This window comes from Bifidobacterium aemilianum (assembly GCF_003315635.1).
Classification (GTDB): domain Bacteria; phylum Actinomycetota; class Actinomycetes; order Actinomycetales; family Bifidobacteriaceae; genus Bifidobacterium; species Bifidobacterium aemilianum.
In genome coordinates, this window is record NZ_PDCG01000003.1 from 214073 (window position 1) to 231435 (window position 17363).

General features: G+C 60.1%; 13 protein-coding genes, 2 tRNA genes and 2 pseudogenes. 11 read left to right on the forward strand and 6 right to left on the reverse strand.

Going from position 1 to position 17363, the window contains the following annotated elements; all coding sequences use genetic code 11:
- Positions 1 to 17 precede the first annotated feature (17 nt).
- Complete coding sequence (locus CRD60_RS04670) at positions 18 to 230, reverse strand: helix-turn-helix domain-containing protein (RefSeq protein ID WP_113860133.1); 213 nt, start codon at positions 228 to 230, stop codon at positions 18 to 20.
- Between the two features lie 126 nt (positions 231 to 356).
- On the opposite strand from CRD60_RS04670, the pseudogene CRD60_RS09440 reads away from it, so the two are divergent.
- A pseudogene (locus CRD60_RS09440) lies at positions 357 to 593 on the forward strand (helix-turn-helix transcriptional regulator); the annotation flags it as partial.
- Between the two features lie 104 nt (positions 594 to 697).
- Here CRD60_RS09440 and CRD60_RS04680 read toward each other — a convergent pair.
- From CRD60_RS04680 to CRD60_RS04695, 4 genes are all read right to left on the reverse strand, one after another.
- Positions 698 to 770, reverse strand: a tRNA-Lys gene (locus tag CRD60_RS04680).
- Between the two features lie 105 nt (positions 771 to 875).
- The gene (locus CRD60_RS04685; RefSeq protein WP_113860134.1) at positions 876 to 1148 is read right to left on the reverse strand and encodes a mycoredoxin; all 273 of its coding nucleotides are present in this window, start codon (positions 1146 to 1148) and stop codon (positions 876 to 878) included.
- Between the two features lie 206 nt (positions 1149 to 1354).
- Positions 1355 to 2392 (reverse strand): glycosyltransferase family 2 protein, encoded by a 1038-nt coding sequence (locus CRD60_RS04690; protein ID WP_113860135.1) that lies wholly within the window; start codon positions 2390 to 2392, stop codon positions 1355 to 1357.
- A gap of 217 nt (positions 2393 to 2609) precedes the next feature.
- Positions 2610 to 3356 (reverse strand): TetR/AcrR family transcriptional regulator, encoded by a 747-nt coding sequence (locus CRD60_RS04695; RefSeq protein WP_113860136.1) that lies wholly within the window; start codon positions 3354 to 3356, stop codon positions 2610 to 2612.
- Between the two features lie 122 nt (positions 3357 to 3478).
- Between CRD60_RS04695 and ftsY the strand changes: the two genes are divergently transcribed.
- The 3 genes and pseudogenes from ftsY to CRD60_RS04715 all read left to right on the forward strand — a co-directional run bounded on the left by ftsY (position 3479) and on the right by CRD60_RS04715 (position 6972).
- Positions 3479 to 4669, forward strand: coding sequence for a signal recognition particle-docking protein FtsY (gene ftsY, locus CRD60_RS04700; RefSeq protein WP_113860137.1), 1191 nt, complete (start codon positions 3479 to 3481; stop codon positions 4667 to 4669).
- A 462-nt stretch (positions 4670 to 5131) separates the two neighbouring features.
- A pseudogene (locus tag CRD60_RS04710) lies at positions 5132 to 6397 on the forward strand (ammonium transporter); the annotation flags it as partial.
- Between the two features lie 236 nt (positions 6398 to 6633).
- Positions 6634 to 6972 (forward strand): P-II family nitrogen regulator, encoded by a 339-nt coding sequence (locus tag CRD60_RS04715; RefSeq protein ID WP_113860140.1) that lies wholly within the window; start codon positions 6634 to 6636, stop codon positions 6970 to 6972.
- 96 nt (positions 6973 to 7068) lie between these two features.
- Here CRD60_RS04715 and CRD60_RS04720 read toward each other — a convergent pair whose 3' ends face one another.
- A complete protein-coding gene (locus tag CRD60_RS04720; RefSeq protein ID WP_113860141.1) occupies positions 7069 to 8502 on the reverse strand; it encodes an MATE family efflux transporter in 1434 nt (477 codons plus the stop codon).
- Between the two features lie 554 nt (positions 8503 to 9056).
- Between CRD60_RS04720 and dnaB the strand changes: the two genes are divergently transcribed.
- The 7 genes from dnaB to CRD60_RS04760 all read left to right on the forward strand — a co-directional run bounded on the left by dnaB (position 9057) and on the right by CRD60_RS04760 (position 17128).
- The gene (gene dnaB / locus CRD60_RS04725) at positions 9057 to 10508 is read left to right on the forward strand and encodes a replicative DNA helicase (RefSeq protein ID WP_113860225.1); all 1452 of its coding nucleotides are present in this window, start codon (positions 9057 to 9059) and stop codon (positions 10506 to 10508) included.
- A gap of 195 nt (positions 10509 to 10703) precedes the next feature.
- Complete coding sequence (locus CRD60_RS04730) at positions 10704 to 12038, forward strand: Mur ligase family protein (RefSeq protein ID WP_236630851.1); 1335 nt, start codon at positions 10704 to 10706, stop codon at positions 12036 to 12038.
- 345 nt (positions 12039 to 12383) lie between these two features.
- Positions 12384 to 13187 (forward strand): type 1 glutamine amidotransferase, encoded by an 804-nt coding sequence (locus CRD60_RS04740; protein ID WP_113860144.1) that lies wholly within the window; start codon positions 12384 to 12386, stop codon positions 13185 to 13187.
- A 366-nt stretch (positions 13188 to 13553) separates the two neighbouring features.
- Positions 13554 to 13970, forward strand: coding sequence for a glycerophosphodiester phosphodiesterase (locus CRD60_RS04745; protein ID WP_113860145.1), 417 nt, complete (start codon positions 13554 to 13556; stop codon positions 13968 to 13970).
- A 159-nt stretch (positions 13971 to 14129) separates the two neighbouring features.
- Positions 14130 to 14214, forward strand: a tRNA-Ser gene (locus tag CRD60_RS04750).
- 169 nt (positions 14215 to 14383) lie between these two features.
- On the forward strand, positions 14384 to 15409 hold the full coding sequence (locus tag CRD60_RS04755; protein ID WP_161522191.1) for a DUF4190 domain-containing protein: 1026 nt from the start codon (positions 14384 to 14386) through the stop codon (positions 15407 to 15409).
- Between the two features lie 276 nt (positions 15410 to 15685).
- Positions 15686 to 17128, forward strand: a complete 1443-nt coding sequence (locus tag CRD60_RS04760; protein ID WP_113860147.1) for a catalase — start codon at positions 15686 to 15688, stop codon at positions 17126 to 17128.
- The last annotated feature ends 235 nt before the right edge of the window (positions 17129 to 17363 follow it).

Genomic DNA, 17363 nt, shown 5'->3' on the forward strand with positions numbered 1-17363 from the left:
ATCCAGGGCCGGCTTTTCTAAACCAAAAGTGGTGTGGTCGCCTCCTCCGCATTTTTGAGGCCCAAAACGAAATCGGAAGAAAGGCCATAAGTGTTATGAAGGAAGAGTAAGTCGCTCTGCTGCCACGGAACCAGACCGTTTATCTTCTTACTGACAGAAGAAGCGGATTGCCCCATGGCTGCGGCCAAGGCTCTATAGGAGATTCCCATATCCTTGAGCCAGGTTTTCATAAGATGTCCAATCAATCAACTGATGTTCAATTACATTGAACACTATACTGTTGAATTTGCTTCAACGCAAATCGGTATAATATGATGGTGTTGAAATAATAATATTTATGTTGAAATCGGGTGTGCATGACTGCTACAGATATATCTCCACAAGTCGAATCAGACGTATCGCATGTTGAAGCGGTAATTTCCTTCAATGTAAAAATACTGCTAGCTGCGAAGGGGTTGAATCAGGTCAACTTGGCTGATTACCTGGGATTGCAAAGATCGACGGTGTCGGTCAAACTGAGCGGGAAAAGCGCATGGTCTGTTCCCGATCTGGTGAGGGCTGCCAATTATCTAGGTACAACCCCAGAGAAGTTGATGGATGATTCCTTGATGCAGCAAATGACGCGGACGCGCCCTGATCGTTCAGAGGCAAGAGGTACCTCGGCAGCTTTCGGTCCGAGGTACTTTCTTCCAGCCGGTGCCCCCCGTGGGATTCGAACCCACAACCCACGACTTAAAAGGACGCTGCTCTAACCATTGAGCCAGAGGGGCAACAGCAAGCCATTATACAACAGGCTTCGACCCATCGAAAGATGGTTCGGCGGTCAGCGTCTGTCCATGAAGTCGACCGCCTACAAACGGCGCGGGCAGACTGCCTTATCGGCTCAGCTCGCCAAGCTCAACAAGCTTCTGCTGGATGTCGGTGGCGGAGGGCTCAACCATGAAGGAACCGTCGCTGTAAAGAACCACTGGAATGTGCTGCTGGCCACTGATCTCCTGGGCCCGGGCGGACGCGCCCTCCTCGTGCTCGATGTCGTGCCAGTCGTAGCTGATGCCGAAACGCTTCAGGGCGGCCTTGGCGCGGGTGCAATCACCGCACCAATCCGCACCGTAGACCTGGACTGTGCTCTGCTCTGCTGCGTCTGCCATCTGACTTCCTTTCGGTTGGTGGTCAGCCCTTCGAAGGCGAGACCCTGACGTCTTGGGTGACTGGCCTGGTGGCTGCAAGTGGGATGCTGAGTCAGGCAGGCCACCGAGCTGTCACCCTGGTAAAACATGAGGGATTGCTTGCTATTCCCAAGCTTAGCCCTTGGCGCAGTTGCCGCCTTGCTGCCGTGGGCCCCGGGACCGCAAGCTTAGTTGAAGCCTATGAAGCGTTCGGCAACCCCGTAGCCCCAACGGATGATGGCCCGTCCGATCGGCCCGTGTAGGTTGATGGCCCGGGAGGGTAGCTTGCGCCGGACGTCACGCGCGATTTGCGGCGACATGCGGTCCATGGACTTCCACAGTTCGGCCTTGGCCTGGTAGTTCTTCGGGTCTCGCGAGAGGATCAGAAAGACGCTGGTCACCACACTGTTGATGGAAAGGAAGTGGATCATGTAGCGGTAGAGCCCCTGGGGCACGGTTCCGCGCTCAGGGGTCGCCTCGGCCATGAGCCGGTTGACCTTCCGCAGCTGGTTGACCCGTCGGATCATCACGTCGGTCTGGACCGATTGCCCATCGCGCCCTATGAAGTAGTGGTAGAGGGGCGTATCCAGGTACATGAGGGTCTTGACCCAGGGGAAGGGCTGGTAGGAGTAGATGAAATCCACATAGAAGGTGTGCTCGGGCAGTTCCAGCTTGGATTCGCGCAGCACATCCGTGCGGAAGATCAGCGTGTGCATGATCATGTACTGGGCTATGCCGAAGTGCCTGAGGTCGTCCCAGCCCAGCACTCGGTTGGGTTTCATGACATTGGCGAACCTGACCACATGCTTGCGGTGCTTGCCCACTTTGTCGTATACGTAATCAGTGACCAGCAGGTCCACCGGGCTGGGCCCTGACACCTGCCGTCTCATGACCTTCAGCACCCGTTCCAGCGAATCGGATCCGACCCAGTCGTCGGCGTCCACCACCTTGATATAGGTGCCCCTGGCCTCGGCCACGCCAGCATTGACGGCACCACCATGCCCTTTGTTGGTCTGGTGGATGACCCGGACAACGCCGGGCAGCCGCCGCTGGAGGGAATCCGCCAGGTCGGCCGTGCCGTCGGACGACCCATCATCGACGATGATGACCTCGATGTCATCGGTGCGCCGGGCGGCAACCAGGGAGTTTACACAGCGACCCAGGTAGAGCTCCATGTTGAAGGCCGGTACAACAAAGGTAAGGGTCTTACTTGTGTCCGCTTGCATGGTCTCCTCATTGTTCGCTTATGGCATGCACACCGTCGACCCACCAGCCGGTCGGCCCGTCGGCCATGTCAGTGGCCGTCTGCCATTGACCCCTCAAGGTTACACTCACCGACCTTGGGGTGCAATGGTTCCGGTCGTCCCTTCCATTCTATGATTCCTTGCCGGCAGTTGCGCATGAAGTCGAAGGCGGCTCCTATTCTCCAGCCCGTGCCGCATCCTATGCCTGATCAGACCCGGCTTCTGACGTGCCTTCGGCATCGTATAGGTCGCTGGCTGCCGGCTGATTCTGCCCCTCGCCGGATTGGTCTTGTGCCGGCTTGCCTTTCAGGGCCTTGCGGGCCTTGGCTCCCTCATACCTCAGCGTCGGCTTGGCCTCCAATCTGGAGAGGCCGTACCAGGCCAGGTTGACGATGTGGGCCGCCAGCTGCTCCTTGCTGATCTTGCGGCGGTTTGCCCAATACTGGCCGGTGAAGACGGTCATGCCCACCAGCATCTGCGCGTAGTAGGGCACGCCCTTGGAGGGCATGTGGAGACGTTTGAAGGAGTCGTTGAGGATGGTCTCGACCCGGGAGCTCACATCGCCCAAGAGGGAACTGAAGGAACCGGCCGGGTCGGTGGAGGGGGAGTCCCGCACCAGCACCTGAAAACCGTCGGCGTTCTCCTCGATGTAGGTCAGGAGGGCCAGGGCCGTGCGTTCCACCAGCTGGCGGGGGTGGGCATCCAGGTCGGCCAGGGCCGAGGTCAAGGCGTTGTTCAAAGAGCGCATCTCCCGGTCGACCACGACGGCGTACAGCCCCTCCTTGCCGCCGAAATGCTCGTAGACTATGGGCTTGCTCACCTTGGCGCTGGCCGCGATCTCCTCGACGGACACGGCCTCGAAGCCCTTGGAGGCGAAGAGCGAGCGCCCCACGTCCAGGAGCTGTTCGCGGCGTTGGAAGGAAGTCATTCTCGAAGCGTTTGCCATGGCTCCAGTCTCCCACGGGCGCGGGATGATGGCCGGCAATCGGCCTGGCTGGAGTCGTGTCGACCAGCTGCGCCGGAAGCTGCAGGGCCCTGTCTGTCCCTTGAAAACCATAGTCTGTAGCTATGAACACCAATGTGATAATTGCGCTGATTGTCGTGGCTGTCGTCGTTCTGGCGGCCCTTATCGGCGGTCTGGTCGCCCTGCGTGCCCGCAATAAGCGCTCGCAGGCCGGCTATAATGCCTCCATTGCCGCGAATGCTCCGACCGCGTCCTCCGACCAGCAGTCCGGCGACCAGTCAACAGAGGAAGGGTCGGCCAGCCCACGTGGCCCGACCGGCATGGCAACCCAACCCAGTGAATCCGTGGCCCCGGCCTTCGAGACCCCGGAATCGGCGACCTCGCGCATGGCCCGGCTCAAGGCCAAGCTCAGCAAGAGCGCCAACCCCTTCGGCAAGGCCCTCTTCAACATTCTCGCCAAGGACCAGATTGGCGAATCCGACTGGGAGGATGTGGAGGATACGCTCTTACTGGCCGACGTGGGTGCCGAGGCCAGCGCCCAGCTGGTTGACAAGCTCCGCAAGGACGCCCGCATCACCGGCACCTCCGATCCGGTCCAGGTCCGCCAGGCCCTGCGCTCCGAGCTGCTGAATCTGGTCGGCACCGACATGGACCGGCGGCTGGAGGCCAGCAAGCCAGACGCCAGCAAGCCTGGGGTCATCATCATGGTGGGGGTCAATGGCACCGGCAAGACCACCACCGCCGGCAAACTGGCCCGGCTCTTCGTCTCCGAGGATAAGACAGTGGTCATGGCCGCCGCCGACACCTTCCGCGCCGCAGCCGCCGACCAGCTGGAGACCTGGGGGGCCAAGGTCAACGTGCCCGTCGTCCGGTCCGATAAAGACGGGGCGGACCCGGCCGCTGTGGCCTTTGAGGGTGCCGAACGGGCCCAGGCCGACCAGGCTGATGTACTCATCGTAGACACGGCCGGCCGTCTGCAGAACAAGGCCAATCTGATGGATGAGCTGGGCAAGATCCGGCGGGTGACCGAGAAGATTCTGCCCGTGGACGAGGTGCTGCTGGTCCTGGACGCCACCACCGGGCAGAATGGCATGGCCCAGGCCAAGGTCTTCGCCGAGGCCATCGGCATCACCGGCGTGGTCCTGACCAAGCTGGACGGTTCGGCCAAGGGTGGCATCATCATCTGCGTACAAAGGGAACTGGGCGTGCCCGTCAAGCTGGTCGGCTTGGGAGAAGGACCCGACGACCTGGCCCCCTTCGAGCCCGAAGGGTTCGTCGACGGGATCCTTGCCTGAGCGCCATGGTTGCGTGACCGGACGTGACCTGGCCCGGCGGGGCGCAAGGAGGCTTGATGGGGCTGCCTGTGCCTGACCATGCTCAGCCTCGCCTGGCTGGGCCTGCCCCAGTCCAGCGCGGCATGGTCGGGCGATGTGCTCTTGGCCGATCCGCTGGCTGGGGCCCTGATAAGGCTCGCTTTGGGCGTGATGCCCCTACCTCCCGCTAGGCTGTCTAGGTATTTCACGGAAGTGACAGGCGATATTGTAGCTACAGCAGTATTGTTCCCTAGTGCATGAGTGATAGATAGGAATGATGTTCCATAATTAGAAGGAACACAGGTTTAGATCGGGTGACCAGGCATGTGGCCTGACCCCTTGGGCTGGTGGTTCGGCCAAGGGTGGCCACCGATCGGGGCCGCGGGTGGCGAGATTGGTCTGGCGCCCAGCGCGCGCTCGCCAGTTGGTGAAAGGTGATGTGGAATGGATACAGGTAACGCGGCGTGGATGCTGATGGCAGCCACTCTGGTTTTTGTGATGACACCGGGTATCGCCCTCTTCTACGGCGGTATGGTTAGGGCCAAGTCGGTCCTCAACATGCTCATGCTGTCTGCTGGGGCGCTGGCGGTTACCGCTATCGTCTGGACCCTGTGGGGTTGGTCCATCGCCTTCGCGGGGGACGACATTGGCGGTATCTTTGGCGACCCGGCCAAGGGCTTCCTGCTGAAGGACGCCATCGTATCGAACAACGGTGTCTTCACCGCTGCCGACAGCTCCGGTAATTACCCGGCCAACATTAACATCGCCTTCCAGGCGGCCCTTGCCATGTTTGCTGTGGCCCTGATCTCCGGGGCTTTGGCCGAGCGGATCAGGTACAGCAGCTGGATGCTCTTCGTGGTCCTCTGGATCACCTTCGTCTATGCGCCCTTGGCCCATATGACCTGGAATGGCGGCCTGCTCTCCGCAACCGGTGCCATTTCCCAGGCCATCGGTGCTCCCATTCGTGACTTTGCGGGTGGTTCGGTCATCCAGGTCAACGCCGCCATCGCAGCCCTTGTTATCGTCCTGGTCATCGGTACGCGCAAGGACTTTGGCAAGCAGCTGCCCCGTCCCCACAATGTGCCCCTGGTCCTGATTGGTGCCTTTCTTCTCTGGTTCGGCTGGTTCGGCTTCACCGGAGGCTCGGCCCTGGCCGCCAACGGCACTGCAGGCTATGTCTGGATGAGCACCGCCATCTCGGGTGCCGCCGGCATGCTAGCCTGGGGCTTCACCGAGAAGATACGCTCAGGCCATTACACAGCTGTGGGTGCCGCTTCTGGCATCATCTCCGGGCTGGCGGCCATCACTCCTGGTGCCAATGTGGTCTCACCTCTCTGGGCCTTGGTTATTGGTGCCATTGCCGGTCTCCTGGCTTGCCTCGCCTGTGGTATGAAAAACAGGTTCGGCTATGACGATTCCTTGGACGTGGTGGCCGTTCAGGGTGTGAGCGCCCTGCTGGGCATCGTGCTGGTTGGTGTCTTTGCCGAGGGTACTGGATTGGTCTTTGGCGGCTGGCGGCAGCTCCTTGCCCAGGTATGTCTGGCAGTGGTTACGCTCTTGTATTCGGGTGCCCTGACCGCACTGATCGCCTTCGTTTTGGAGAAGACCATCGGCTGGCGGGTCAGTGATGCTGATGAGCTGCGTGGCATGGATCTGATCGACCAGGGAGAGCAAGCCTATGATTTCGCCCGTCTGCCAAGCCTCCTGCTTGCCGGGAATAGGGATGATTCTGTCCCTGGAGAAGCGGCATCCCTTCAGGTTGAGCTTGATGATTTCCGGCTCGCCTCCCCGTCTCTGAGCGATGACTCTAAGCAGGCCGATGAGTCGGCACAGACGGTTGATTCCGTGGAGTCCTGGTCGGGCGAAGCTCAGGAGGATTCCAAGTCTGCCCAACAGTCTGATACCCAGTCCGTCAAGGACGATGAGAACCCCAAGGAGGACCAGCAATGAAACTGATTACCGCCATTATCCAGCCAGATAAGTTGGAGATGGTCAAGGCCGCTCTGCTTGCCGCTGATGTTCATGGTCTGACAGTCTCTGAGGCCAACGGCTACGGCCGGCAGGGTGGCCACACGGAGGTCTACCGTGGTGCCCGTTATCAGGTCGATTTCGTGCCCAAGATTCGCATCGAGGTCATCGCTGCGGATGCCGATGCTGACACCCTGACCCAGGCCATTGTCGAGGCAGCATCTACCGGAACCATTGGCGACGGTAAGATTTGGGTCATGCCCGTCGACTCCGTCATTCGCGTGCGTACCGGAGAGACAGACACCGACGCCATCTGAGTGTCTTGAGGGTTTCGAAGGGCTGCAAGCCAGGTAAATTGTCGCTTGTGGCCCTTCGTGCGTACTGCGGTCCTATTGCTGCAGCATCCAGCATGATCAATAGAGTGTTGGCTGCATTGTTTTGGGCATCCACTTGTCGGTGCGGGCGCGCAGGCCGTTGAAGAGGGCGCGGCCACCGATGAATATGATGTTGAAGACGGCCCAGAGGGTCACCATGCGGGTGATGTCCGAGGGGATCAGTCCGGCCTGGTTACAAGCTCCGAGGCCTGCCAGGGCGCCCAGGTAGGCCAGGGCGGTCAGGGAGCAGGTGACGGCCAGGTAGTTGAAGTCGCCGGCGCCGATCAGGATGCCGTCCAGGGCCCACATCCAACCGGCCAGGGGCAGGAAGAGGCCTTGAACCACCATGCCGGCGATGATCAGGGTTTGCACGGCAGGGGTGCCGCTGAAGATTGGTGCCGTCAGGAAGCCGGCGACTATGAGTCCCAGACCAATCACGAGGCCGCTATAGAGGCCGGCCTTGGCTGAGGTGCTGGTGATGGTGCGGGCCTGGGCCCGGTGGCCGGCGCCAAGTTCGGTGGCCACTAGGGCCTGGCCGGCGATGCCGATGGCATCCAACATGTTGAGGACGAAATTCCAGCTGGAGTTGACAGCCTGATAGGCGGCCAGCACCTGGGTTCCCATGTGGGTGGCCAGCACGACCGTTGCCAGGAGGGAGAGCCGCAGGGCCAGGGAGCGCACAAAGAGCGGCACCCCGTCGCCGGCGGTGTTGAGGATGCCGGCCAGGTGCGGGCGCCAGCTGGCTCCCTCCGCCCGGGCCCAGCGCAGGGCTGGAATGACCAGGAAGAGCCCCATGGCCCACTGGGCCGCGAAGGTGGCCCAGCCCGAACCGGCCACGCCCCAGTGGAAGCCGAAGACGAAGAGGAAGTCCAGGACCGTATTGACCACGGCGCCGAACACGGCTCCGGCTAGGGTGATGCGTACCTTTTCCAAACCACGGAAGATGCCGTTGGCCGCGTAGACCAGCAGCATGCCAGGTACTCCGAAGACGATGGCCTGCAAATACCGTATGGCCTGGTCCAGCATAGCCCCCCGTGCGCCCATGGCCCAGCAGAGTGGGCGAGCGAAGAGGAAGAGGGCCAGGGAGACGACGATGCCGATGATCAGGGCCAACCAAAGGCCATCGACCCCGGTCTCCATGCCCTCCTTGCGGCGGCCGGCTCCAATCAGCTGGGCCACCTTGGAGGTGGTGCCGTAGGCCAGAAAGACACATAGGCCCACGGTGGTCAGCACGATGGTTGAGCCGACGGAAAGCCCCGCCAGGGCTGTGTCGCCGATGTGCCCGACGATGGCCGTATCAATCAGTACAAAGGCCGGTTCGGCGATCAGCTGCCCAAAGGTGGGTACGGCGAGGGCGAGAAGCTGGCGGTTAATGTTCGTGCCAGGCTCTGCCTCATTCGGCTGTGCCTTCTGCGCTCGGTCGGGAGTGGTCGCATCGGCCTGATCGGGTTGCTGATCCTTGGGAAAACTCATAGCCTTCAACCTTAGCCCTGGCCAAGTGTTCGTGCTTGACCAGGTCAGCAAGTGGAGCATGCTGTGGCTGTGGATAAGTAATCATGGGCGTGGGCTCTTGAAGACAGGGTTGCCTGGGATGCCTGATGGGACAGGGGCAGACGACGAAGCAATTGCTGAGTTGGGCTGCACCGATGGGGAATTATTAGAAATAATGGCTTAATATGAGGCGTGTCGCGACTTCATCGCTGGACTTTTGTGAATGGTTTTTGCTGGAATCAGGCACTATCATGACTGCGACCATTGGGCAAATCGGCCTTTGGAGCCGCGAGGCTTATCCCCAGGCTATACACATACTTATCCCCATGATGTGGATAAGTATGTGGATTATCCCCAGTAACACGCCTAGAATGTGGATAAGTGATTATTTTTATCCACAGACCGTAATCCGTGGGTGTTGACCCTCCTGACGATGGGTCGGCAGGTCACGAGGTCGCCAGCGGAGGTTCACAGCCCCTTTTTCCGCCGGCTCAAGCAGGCCTATCTCCTCTTGCCGTCTCCCTATACTCGTGGATATGGCTGACGGAAAAACTTGGAATGAAGAAGGGCCTCGCGCTGGCGGGTCAGAGGGAGGGTACTCCGGCGGTTCCTCCTACCGGTCGGGAGCGTCCGGCACACCATCAAGTGACGGTTTCTTCGACCGGATTCCGCCCCACGACGACGACGCCGAGATGGCCGTCCTGGGTGGCATGCTCATGAGCAAGGACGCCATCGGCGAGGTCTCGCAGATGATCAGCGTTACCGACTTCTACCAGCCCAAGCACCAGACCATCTACGATGCCATCATCGCTCTCTTCTCCACCTCGCAGCCGGTGGACGTGGTCCTGGTGGCCAATGAGCTCCTCAAGGCCGGCGAGCTGGACAAGGTGGGCGGGGCCGACTACCTGCACAGTCTGGTCGCCTCCGTGCCCACGGCCGCCAACGCCACCTACTATGCCGAGATCGTCCACCAGCGGGCCATCCTGCGCAATGTCATTGCCGCAGGCACCAAGATCGCCCAGCTGGGCTACTCCGCCGAAGGATCCCAGGCTGAAGACGTGGTCAACATGGCCCAGTCCGAGATTTATGAGATGAGCGTGGGCAAGGTCCGGCAGGACTATACGGCCATCGGTCCGGTTGTCCAAGAGACCCTGGACCAGCTGGACAAGCTGCAGAACCATGAGCTGGAACGAGGCGTGCCCACAGGCTTCCGTGAGATCGACGACGCCACCCAGGGGCTGCAGCCCGGCCAGATGATCATCGTGGCAGGCCGGCCCGCTATGGGTAAGTCCACCTTGGGTGTCGACTTCGCCCGGTCCGCAGCCCTGCATCACCACCAGACCGCCGTCATCTTCTCCCTGGAGATGAGCAGGGTCGAGCTGGCCCAGCGCATCATCTCGGCCGAGACCAACATTCCCCTGGCCGCCCTGCGTCGGGCCGACGAGATCACCCCGGACCGGTGGAGCCAGCTCAACAGTTTCTGGGGCCAACTCCAGGATGCCCCTCTTTTCATTGACGACAGCCCCAACATGAGCCTGATGGAGATTCGCGCCAAATGCCGCCGGCTCAAGCAGACCAATGACCTGAAGTTGGTCGTCATCGACTACCTCCAGCTCATGAGCTCAGGCAAGCGCGTCGAGTCCCGCCAGCAGGAGGTCTCCGAATTCTCCCGTGCCCTCAAGCTTCTGGCCAAGGAACTTGAGGTGCCGGTCGTGGCCCTGAGCCAGCTCAACCGTGGTGTCGAACAGCGTGGCGACCGCAAGCCACAGCTATCCGACCTGCGTGAGTCCGGCTCGATCGAGCAGGATGCCGACGTGGTCTTTCTGGTCAACCGGCCTGATGCCTACGACAAGGAGGACCGCCCGGGCGAGGCCGACATCATCATGGCCAAGCACCGTAACGGCCCCACCGACACCTTCGTCCTAGGCTTCCTGGGTGCCAACTCCAAGTTCAAGGACATGCCCCAGGATTTCCAGCAGGGGGTGTGATACATGACCAAGAAAATCGACGGTAAGCAAGGGCTGACAAGGGCTGGGCAAGCCGACCATGCCGGGCCGGTCGGTCAGTCAGGGCAAGCCGGGCAGACCGAACCGCAGGGCAAGGACCTGGCGCCAGGCTTTGGGAACACCGGCGCAGGCCTGCGTGCCCCCTGGAATGCCTTCGCCACCCCGGCCTTGGGCAAGATGGTCCGTGCCCTGGCCAGGCTGACCAAACATGGAGGCAGCGCCTTTCCGGGCAGAGTCGTCGAGCGGATTGACCCTGGTTTCCTGGCCCGTACCCTGGGCAAGTTGCCCTACGGCGTGGTACTGGTCTCCGGTACCAACGGCAAGACCACCACCACCCGCATGGTGGCCTCCATGCTCACCAGTCTGGGACTCAAGGTCTTCACCAATCCGACCGGCTCCAACTTCACCCGGGGCGTGGTCTCATCTCTTATCCGCGAGATTGGCCTCGATGGGCGCCTGGATGCTGACATCGCCGTTCTGGAACTGGACGAGGCCTACGCCGTCCACTTCGTGCGCCAGGTCAACCCCCGCTACAGCCTGCTGCTGAATGTCATGCGCGACCAGCTCGACCGCTTCGGTGAGATCGACAACACCGCGCGTCTGCTGGGCAAGGCGGCCAAGGCGACCACCGGAACCTTGGTCCTTAACCGTGAGGACAGGCGTATCGCCCGGCTGGCCGACCTGGCCCAGGCCGGGGCCGAGGTCCGCTATTTCGGACTGGCCGACGACCTGCGTTCCTTCTTCCCCTCCGACGATGACATGCATGCCGAAAGCAGTGGGGCGGGCCTGGAGGGTGCGGCCGCCAGTGGTACTGATGACAGCATGAAAAAGGTTGACCAAGAGTTCGCCGATGCCCTGCCTGCCGATGTTGTGCTGAGCGCAGTCGGTGACCACCAGGCCAGCTTCCTGATCGACGGCCGCAGCTCAACCACATCGGTCAAGCTCGAAGGTGTCTACAACCTCTACAACGCCGCCGCAGCCCTGGCCCTGGTCCGGGCTGTGATGCAGGGGAGCGGGCGGCCGGCCGAGGACTTCAGCGACCAACGGCTCATGGATGCCCTCTCTACCGTCACCCCGGCCTTCGGTCGTGGCGAGGCCATTGACGTGAACGGTGTTCCGGTCGAACTGCTCCTGGTCAAGAACCCCATGGGTTTCAGGCTGTCCCTGGCATCCTTCCCGCCCGTCGGTCACCAGACCATGATCGCCATCTGTGACGAATACGCCGACGGACGGGACATGAGCTGGCTCTGGGACGTGGACTTCAGCTCCCTACGTCCAACCGGTGTGGCCATGGTCTCCGGCACCCGTGCCTGGGATATGGCCCTGCGCCTGGACTACGAGGAGGTCCCGGTCGCCAAGACCGACACCGACCTGGAGACGGCGGTGGAAGAGTTCGTGAAGGCCGACCCGGGAACGCCCAAGCGGATCTATTGCACCTATACTGCCATGCTCCGTGTCAGATCCAAGCTCTCGCACCTTACCCAGGTGGCGGATGCCGGTCTCGGCCACTGATGCGAGTGTTGGCAAGGATTGGGCTGGAGCCTGGAATGCCTGGAATACAGGCAGAGGTTTTGAGATTGGGGATACAGCAGTTGGATAAGCATCAGTGGGGGAGCAGACCTCGGCCTGAAACGAGATCCGAAACCATGGGTGCGGACCCGATGGAGACGTTACGAGAAGGCAGGTCGGAAGAGACGCTGAGCTTGGTCGTGCCAAGACTTGAACACGTGCGACTTGAGTGATTGGCTTGGATGGCTGAGGTGTGATCTCTTGACGCTCGCTGTCCACTTTCATTCGTGGCGGCGGACAAGGCTTTAGTAATGTGATGGATCAATGGCAATAGGGTTGGAGGTTGATATGAGTCAGCAGGACCAGTCAGGCAAGGCGACCGCCGACGAAGTGCGAGGAGGGGCCGGTCGGGCCATCGACATCCTTTTCCTCTATCCCAAGGATATGAACATCTACGGTGACTTCGGCAACCTACTGACCATTACCCGCAGGCTTTCCCTGTACGGATATGAGCCCCTTGTCCACTACTGCAACCAGGGCGACCCCTGGCCCGGGCAGGTTGACATGGTCCTGGGAGGTGGCGGCCAGGACGAGGGGCAGAAAAAAATAATCGACGACCTGCAGGACCGGGCGGAAGGACTGCGCTCCCTGGCCGACCAGGGTGTTCCCATGCTAGTAATCTGTGGCCTCTACCAGCTGTTCGGTCGCTATTTCCAGGCCACTGACGGCACCCGCATGGAGGGCATCGGCATCTTCGACGCCTACACCGTGGGGCAGGATGAACGCATGATCGGCAACCTGGTCGAGGAATCCGACCAGTTCGGCTCCATCATCGGCTACGAGAACCACTCTGGTCAGACCCACCTGGGTACCGGAACCCAGCCCTTGGGCCGAGTAGTCCACGAAGGCACCGGCAACAACGGCAAGGACCTGACCGAAGGTGCCCGTACCCAGAACGTTATCGGCTCCTACATGCACGGCTCCGTGCTCCCCAAGAATCCTGCCGTCGCCGACTTTCTCATCCGCACCGCCGCCGAACACCGCCACGGTTCCTTCTCCCCCCTCCAAACCGACGCCCAGCGCGCCGAGCTGGCCCATCTCGCCGAGCTGGCCCAGCAAGCCCGCAAGATCGCTGCCACCCGCCCGCGGTGAGTAGAGCATGCGGCAGCTTTCTTCCGGTGCTTTGGATGCGCTGAATTACATATCAGAGCACGTGTTGATGAAACCCATCAGTTGCCCTGCCGTGAACAAGAGCCTCAGTCTTCCAAACAGATTGATTCGTTAATGCTGGTTACCTGTCAGCCATTAGAATAATTCCGTGTTCTTGCCGGTTGGAATAGCGTCGATATCAGGCTGAAAGGCCTCACTGCAGGATGTTTGATGTTAGAGTGATGTGATGGGTAGTAGTTTCTGATCATCCGCAAGGTTGCGCATGTGTTGGGTATTGATTGAAGGGTGATTGAGAACTATCCACTCGGTATTGCATCCCGCTAGCGGGAACGGCAGAAAGGAACTGCAATGGGAGCAGACAAGGTCATCGTCGTCGATACGTCGATTTTCAAGGAGGACGCAGCAGCCAAGACCGCAGCCGCCAACAAGGTGGCCAAGGAAATGGGCATCAGCGAGGCTGAACTGGCACAGGTCGAGGGTTACAAGGCCGAGCTGACCAAGCACAACGCCTGGGACCTGCCCTTCATGGGCTATGTGAATGAGGATGGCTACGGGTACGCCTACGTTCCCGATCAGGCCATCGCGCCGCCCAATTGGGATGCCCATAAGGCCTTCAAGGACCTGCCAGACAATGTGCAGACCGCCTTCGCCATCCGCATGCTCTTCACCCACCGTGACGTTGACCGGTACGGCGCCAACATGTTCCTTCACTATGACCGTGGTATCACCGTGCGGTTCGAGGGCCCCGGCTCCAACAACTACTGATCTGCCAGCATCCGGGGTGTCCTCAACCTACAAGCCTTGAAGGCACCCGACGAGCGTGATTTTCGGCACGCGGACCTTTGCCTGGTCGTCAAGGTGTGGTATCCTCTTATACGTTGTATGCAGATCTTCCTGGTCAATTGAGGAAGTTCGGCAGACAGTGGAGGATTCGCCTAGTGGCCTATGGCGCACGCTTGGAAAGCGTGTTGGTGTAACAGCCTCGCGAGTTCGAATCTCGCATCCTCCGCGAATGGGACCCGGAACCGTTGGAAGCAGCGGTTTCGGGTTTTTCGTCTTGCTACGGTGGAGCAATGATGGCGAAGACCATATATGGCTCTATGCGGCACGGCCGAGACACGTCGGACGGCTGGACGCAAATCCGACGGAAGCCCACCCTTTCCGCTAGAGTCACCCTTATGGACAATGCAAATACGCCGAACCAGCCTACCGATGAGTATGGCTCCGCTCCTCGTGACGATCAAGGCAACTACGCCCAAGCCCCCCTCAATCAGTCCGCGCAAGACGTCTTCGGCTATGGGCAGACCTCACAGACTCAGTATGATGCCACCGCACCCTTGGGGGCTGATCCCTACAAGGGTCCGCAGGTTCCCACCGCAGGCCAGCCGGCCGCGCAGCCAGAGCCTGCCTACAACCAACCTGGTGCCCCGGATATGACCCAACAAGCTGGAAGCCCTTACCAGACCTATGGGCAGCAGCCCTACCAGCCCGGCGCCCCGATGCCTCAAACTGTGCCGGCATATCTGCTTCCACAACAGAATGACCACACCAACACCCTGGCCATCGTCTCGTTGGTCACCTCCTTCTTCATTGCCATCGTCGGTCTCATCACCGGCATCATCTCCCTTGTCCAAATCAAGAAGTCCAGGGAAAAGGGCAAGGGATTGGCCATCGCCGGTGTGGTCATCTCCATCGTCTCCATGGTCGTCTCGATGTTGCTTTTTCTGGCATTCATCGGCATCATTGGGGCGGCTGCCAATGATGAGGCGGATTCATACTCATACAGCCAGAACAGGGACAGCGGCAAATCAAGTGATGATGATGCCGATTCTGATACGGACATGGATGACACCGATTCCCACCAGTCAGACGGCAAGTTCACCGATATGCAGAGCTATCTGCAGGACCCAGACAACGCAGCCAGCATCAAGCAAGGTCTTGAGCAGTACCAGGATGATGACATCAAGGTAGACATTAAGGCCGAAGATAAGACAACCATGCTGCTTGACTTCACCGTGTTGTCTGATGACGTCAACGGCAGTGACGAGCTGACCGCCAGCATGGACGAGGCCTATAAGACCATTATGCCGCAGGCAGTAAAGACCTTGGAAGACGAAGGCATCGAGGGCGCCAAGATACATATCAACATGCATTCCACCGATGGGAAGTCTCTGTACGACAAGACCTTCTCTGCGCAGGACTAATCCCGTCTCACGCTTTGCGTGGGGAAGCAGTGGCCGGCTGCCAGCCATACCAGTGCTGGCAGCCGGTTTTCATATCATCAAATCGTGCTTGGCGCCAGCCTTTTTCAGCATTCAACTTCAGGGCTGAACAGGTGGGAAATGATTTATGCTTAGGCTCGGGAGACTGACGGATCGTGGGTATCGGAGAGGATCGCTTTCATCGTTCATGAGGCCAGCCGACCATCAGCACACCGCCTTTCGACGGCGAGCTTCATATTGGAGTAAAAGGAATTATCCATGACCGAAACCATAACCACTCGCGAAGGCCAGCCTTGGGCTGACAACAACCATAGCCAAACCGCCGGTAGCCGCGGCCCAATCCTGCTTCAGGACTATCAACTGCTGGAGAAGCTGGCCCACTTCAACCGCGAGCGGATCCCGGAGCGTGTGGTCCACGCCAAGGGTGCCGGAGCCAAGGGCAGCTTCACCCTGACCAAGGATATGAGCGCCTACACCAAGGCTGATGTCTTCAATGGTGAAGGCAAAACCACCCCGGTGCTTATCCGTTTCTCACAGGTGGCCGGCGAGTCTGGATACCCCGATACCCTCCGGGATGTGAGGGGTTTCGCCTTGCGTTTCTACACCCAACAAGGCAACTACGATGTGGTTGGCAACAACACCCCTGTCTTCTTCGTCAACGACCCGCTTAAGTTCCCTGATTTCATCCATTCCCAGAAGCGTGACCCTTCCACCCACCTGCGGACCAACGACATGCAATGGGACTTCTGGTCCCACTCGCCCGAATCGGTCCACCAGGTCACCTACCTGATGGGTGACCGTGGCAACCCGGCCTCCTATCGGACCATGAACGGCTATGGCAGCCACACCTTCAAGTGGGTCAACGCCAACGACGAGCAGTTCTGGGTCAAGTACCATTTCATCTCCGCCCAGGGCGTCAAGAACATGACCGATGAGCAGGCCGCGAAGACCGCCAGTGAGGACACCGACTTCCTCCTGCATGACCTCTATGACGCCATCGAGCAGGGTGACTTCCCCAGCTGGCAGGTCTGCGTGCAGCTCATCCCTTACGAGGAGGGTCTCAACTACAGGCATGACATCTTCGACGTCACCAAGGTGGTCTCCCACCATGACTACCCCCGTATTGAGATCGGCACGTTCACTCTCAATGAGAACCCGACCAACTACTTCGACGATGTTGAGGAGGCTGCCTTCTCGCCGGCCAACTTCGTGCCCGGCATCGAGCCCTCCCCCGACAAGCTCCTCCAGGGCCGTCTCTTCGGCTACAAGGATGCCGAGCGTTACCGGCTGGGAGTCAACTATGAGGACCTGCCCATCAACAAGCCGGTCAATCCCGTCCATAGCTATGAACGCGACGGCTTCATGGCCCAGGGTCAGGATGGTTCGGTGAATTACGAGCCCAACAGCAAGGGTGGCCCTGTCGAGGACCTGAGTGCCCGCAACCACGGTGACCGGGTTGAGGGTGTCACGGAGAACTCGCGCCCTTACGAGCAGGACCACTACTCGGCCGCCGGCAGCCTCTACCGGGTCATGTCGGAGGAGGAGCGCCAGCGTCTGATCAAGACAATCGCAACCAACCTCGGCTCCGTGTCCGACCAGGAGATCAAGGTCCTGGAGACCAAGCAGTTCTACCAGGCGGACCCTGAGTATGGCGAGCGTGTGGCACAGGCCCTGGGACTGACCATGGATCTCATTCGATAATTAACATTCGGCTGCAAAAGCTACATAATCTGGCCAGCCATTCCTGCCGCCTATATGCCCGCTCACAAGCGGCAAGCGGGAATGACTGGCCAGGTCATTGTTATCGGCGTCATCGCAGGCATGTCACAAACCAGCTGGCTCAGCGATGAGCTGAGCGGAAAATTGAACACAGCCAACAGCACAGACGAGTGTGGCCGTGAACGCTGCCCAGGCCAGAGATTGGTCCAGCCTGGGC

Coding starts and splice junctions, on each gene's coding strand:
- CRD60_RS04745 (WP_113860145.1), top strand. CDS start 13,554: ATGGGAGCAGACAAGGTCATCGTCGTCGATACGTCGATTTTCAAGGAG.
- CRD60_RS04670 (WP_113860133.1), bottom strand. CDS start 230: ATGAAAACCTGGCTCAAGGATATGGGAATCTCCTATAGAGCCTTGGCC.
- ftsY (WP_113860137.1), top strand. CDS start 3,479: ATGAACACCAATGTGATAATTGCGCTGATTGTCGTGGCTGTCGTCGTT.
- CRD60_RS04760 (WP_113860147.1), top strand. CDS start 15,686: ATGACCGAAACCATAACCACTCGCGAAGGCCAGCCTTGGGCTGACAAC.
- CRD60_RS04685 (WP_113860134.1), bottom strand. CDS start 1,148: ATGGCAGACGCAGCAGAGCAGAGCACAGTCCAGGTCTACGGTGCGGAT.
- CRD60_RS04690 (WP_113860135.1), bottom strand. CDS start 2,392: ATGCAAGCGGACACAAGTAAGACCCTTACCTTTGTTGTACCGGCCTTC.
- dnaB (WP_113860225.1), top strand. CDS start 9,057: ATGGCTGACGGAAAAACTTGGAATGAAGAAGGGCCTCGCGCTGGCGGG.
- CRD60_RS04695 (WP_113860136.1), bottom strand. CDS start 3,356: ATGGCAAACGCTTCGAGAATGACTTCCTTCCAACGCCGCGAACAGCTC.
- CRD60_RS04720 (WP_113860141.1), bottom strand. CDS start 8,502: ATGAGTTTTCCCAAGGATCAGCAACCCGATCAGGCCGATGCGACCACT.
- CRD60_RS04755 (WP_161522191.1), top strand. CDS start 14,384: ATGGACAATGCAAATACGCCGAACCAGCCTACCGATGAGTATGGCTCC.
- CRD60_RS04730 (WP_236630851.1), top strand. CDS start 10,704: ATGGTCCGTGCCCTGGCCAGGCTGACCAAACATGGAGGCAGCGCCTTT.
- CRD60_RS04740 (WP_113860144.1), top strand. CDS start 12,384: ATGAGTCAGCAGGACCAGTCAGGCAAGGCGACCGCCGACGAAGTGCGA.
- CRD60_RS04715 (WP_113860140.1), top strand. CDS start 6,634: ATGAAACTGATTACCGCCATTATCCAGCCAGATAAGTTGGAGATGGTC.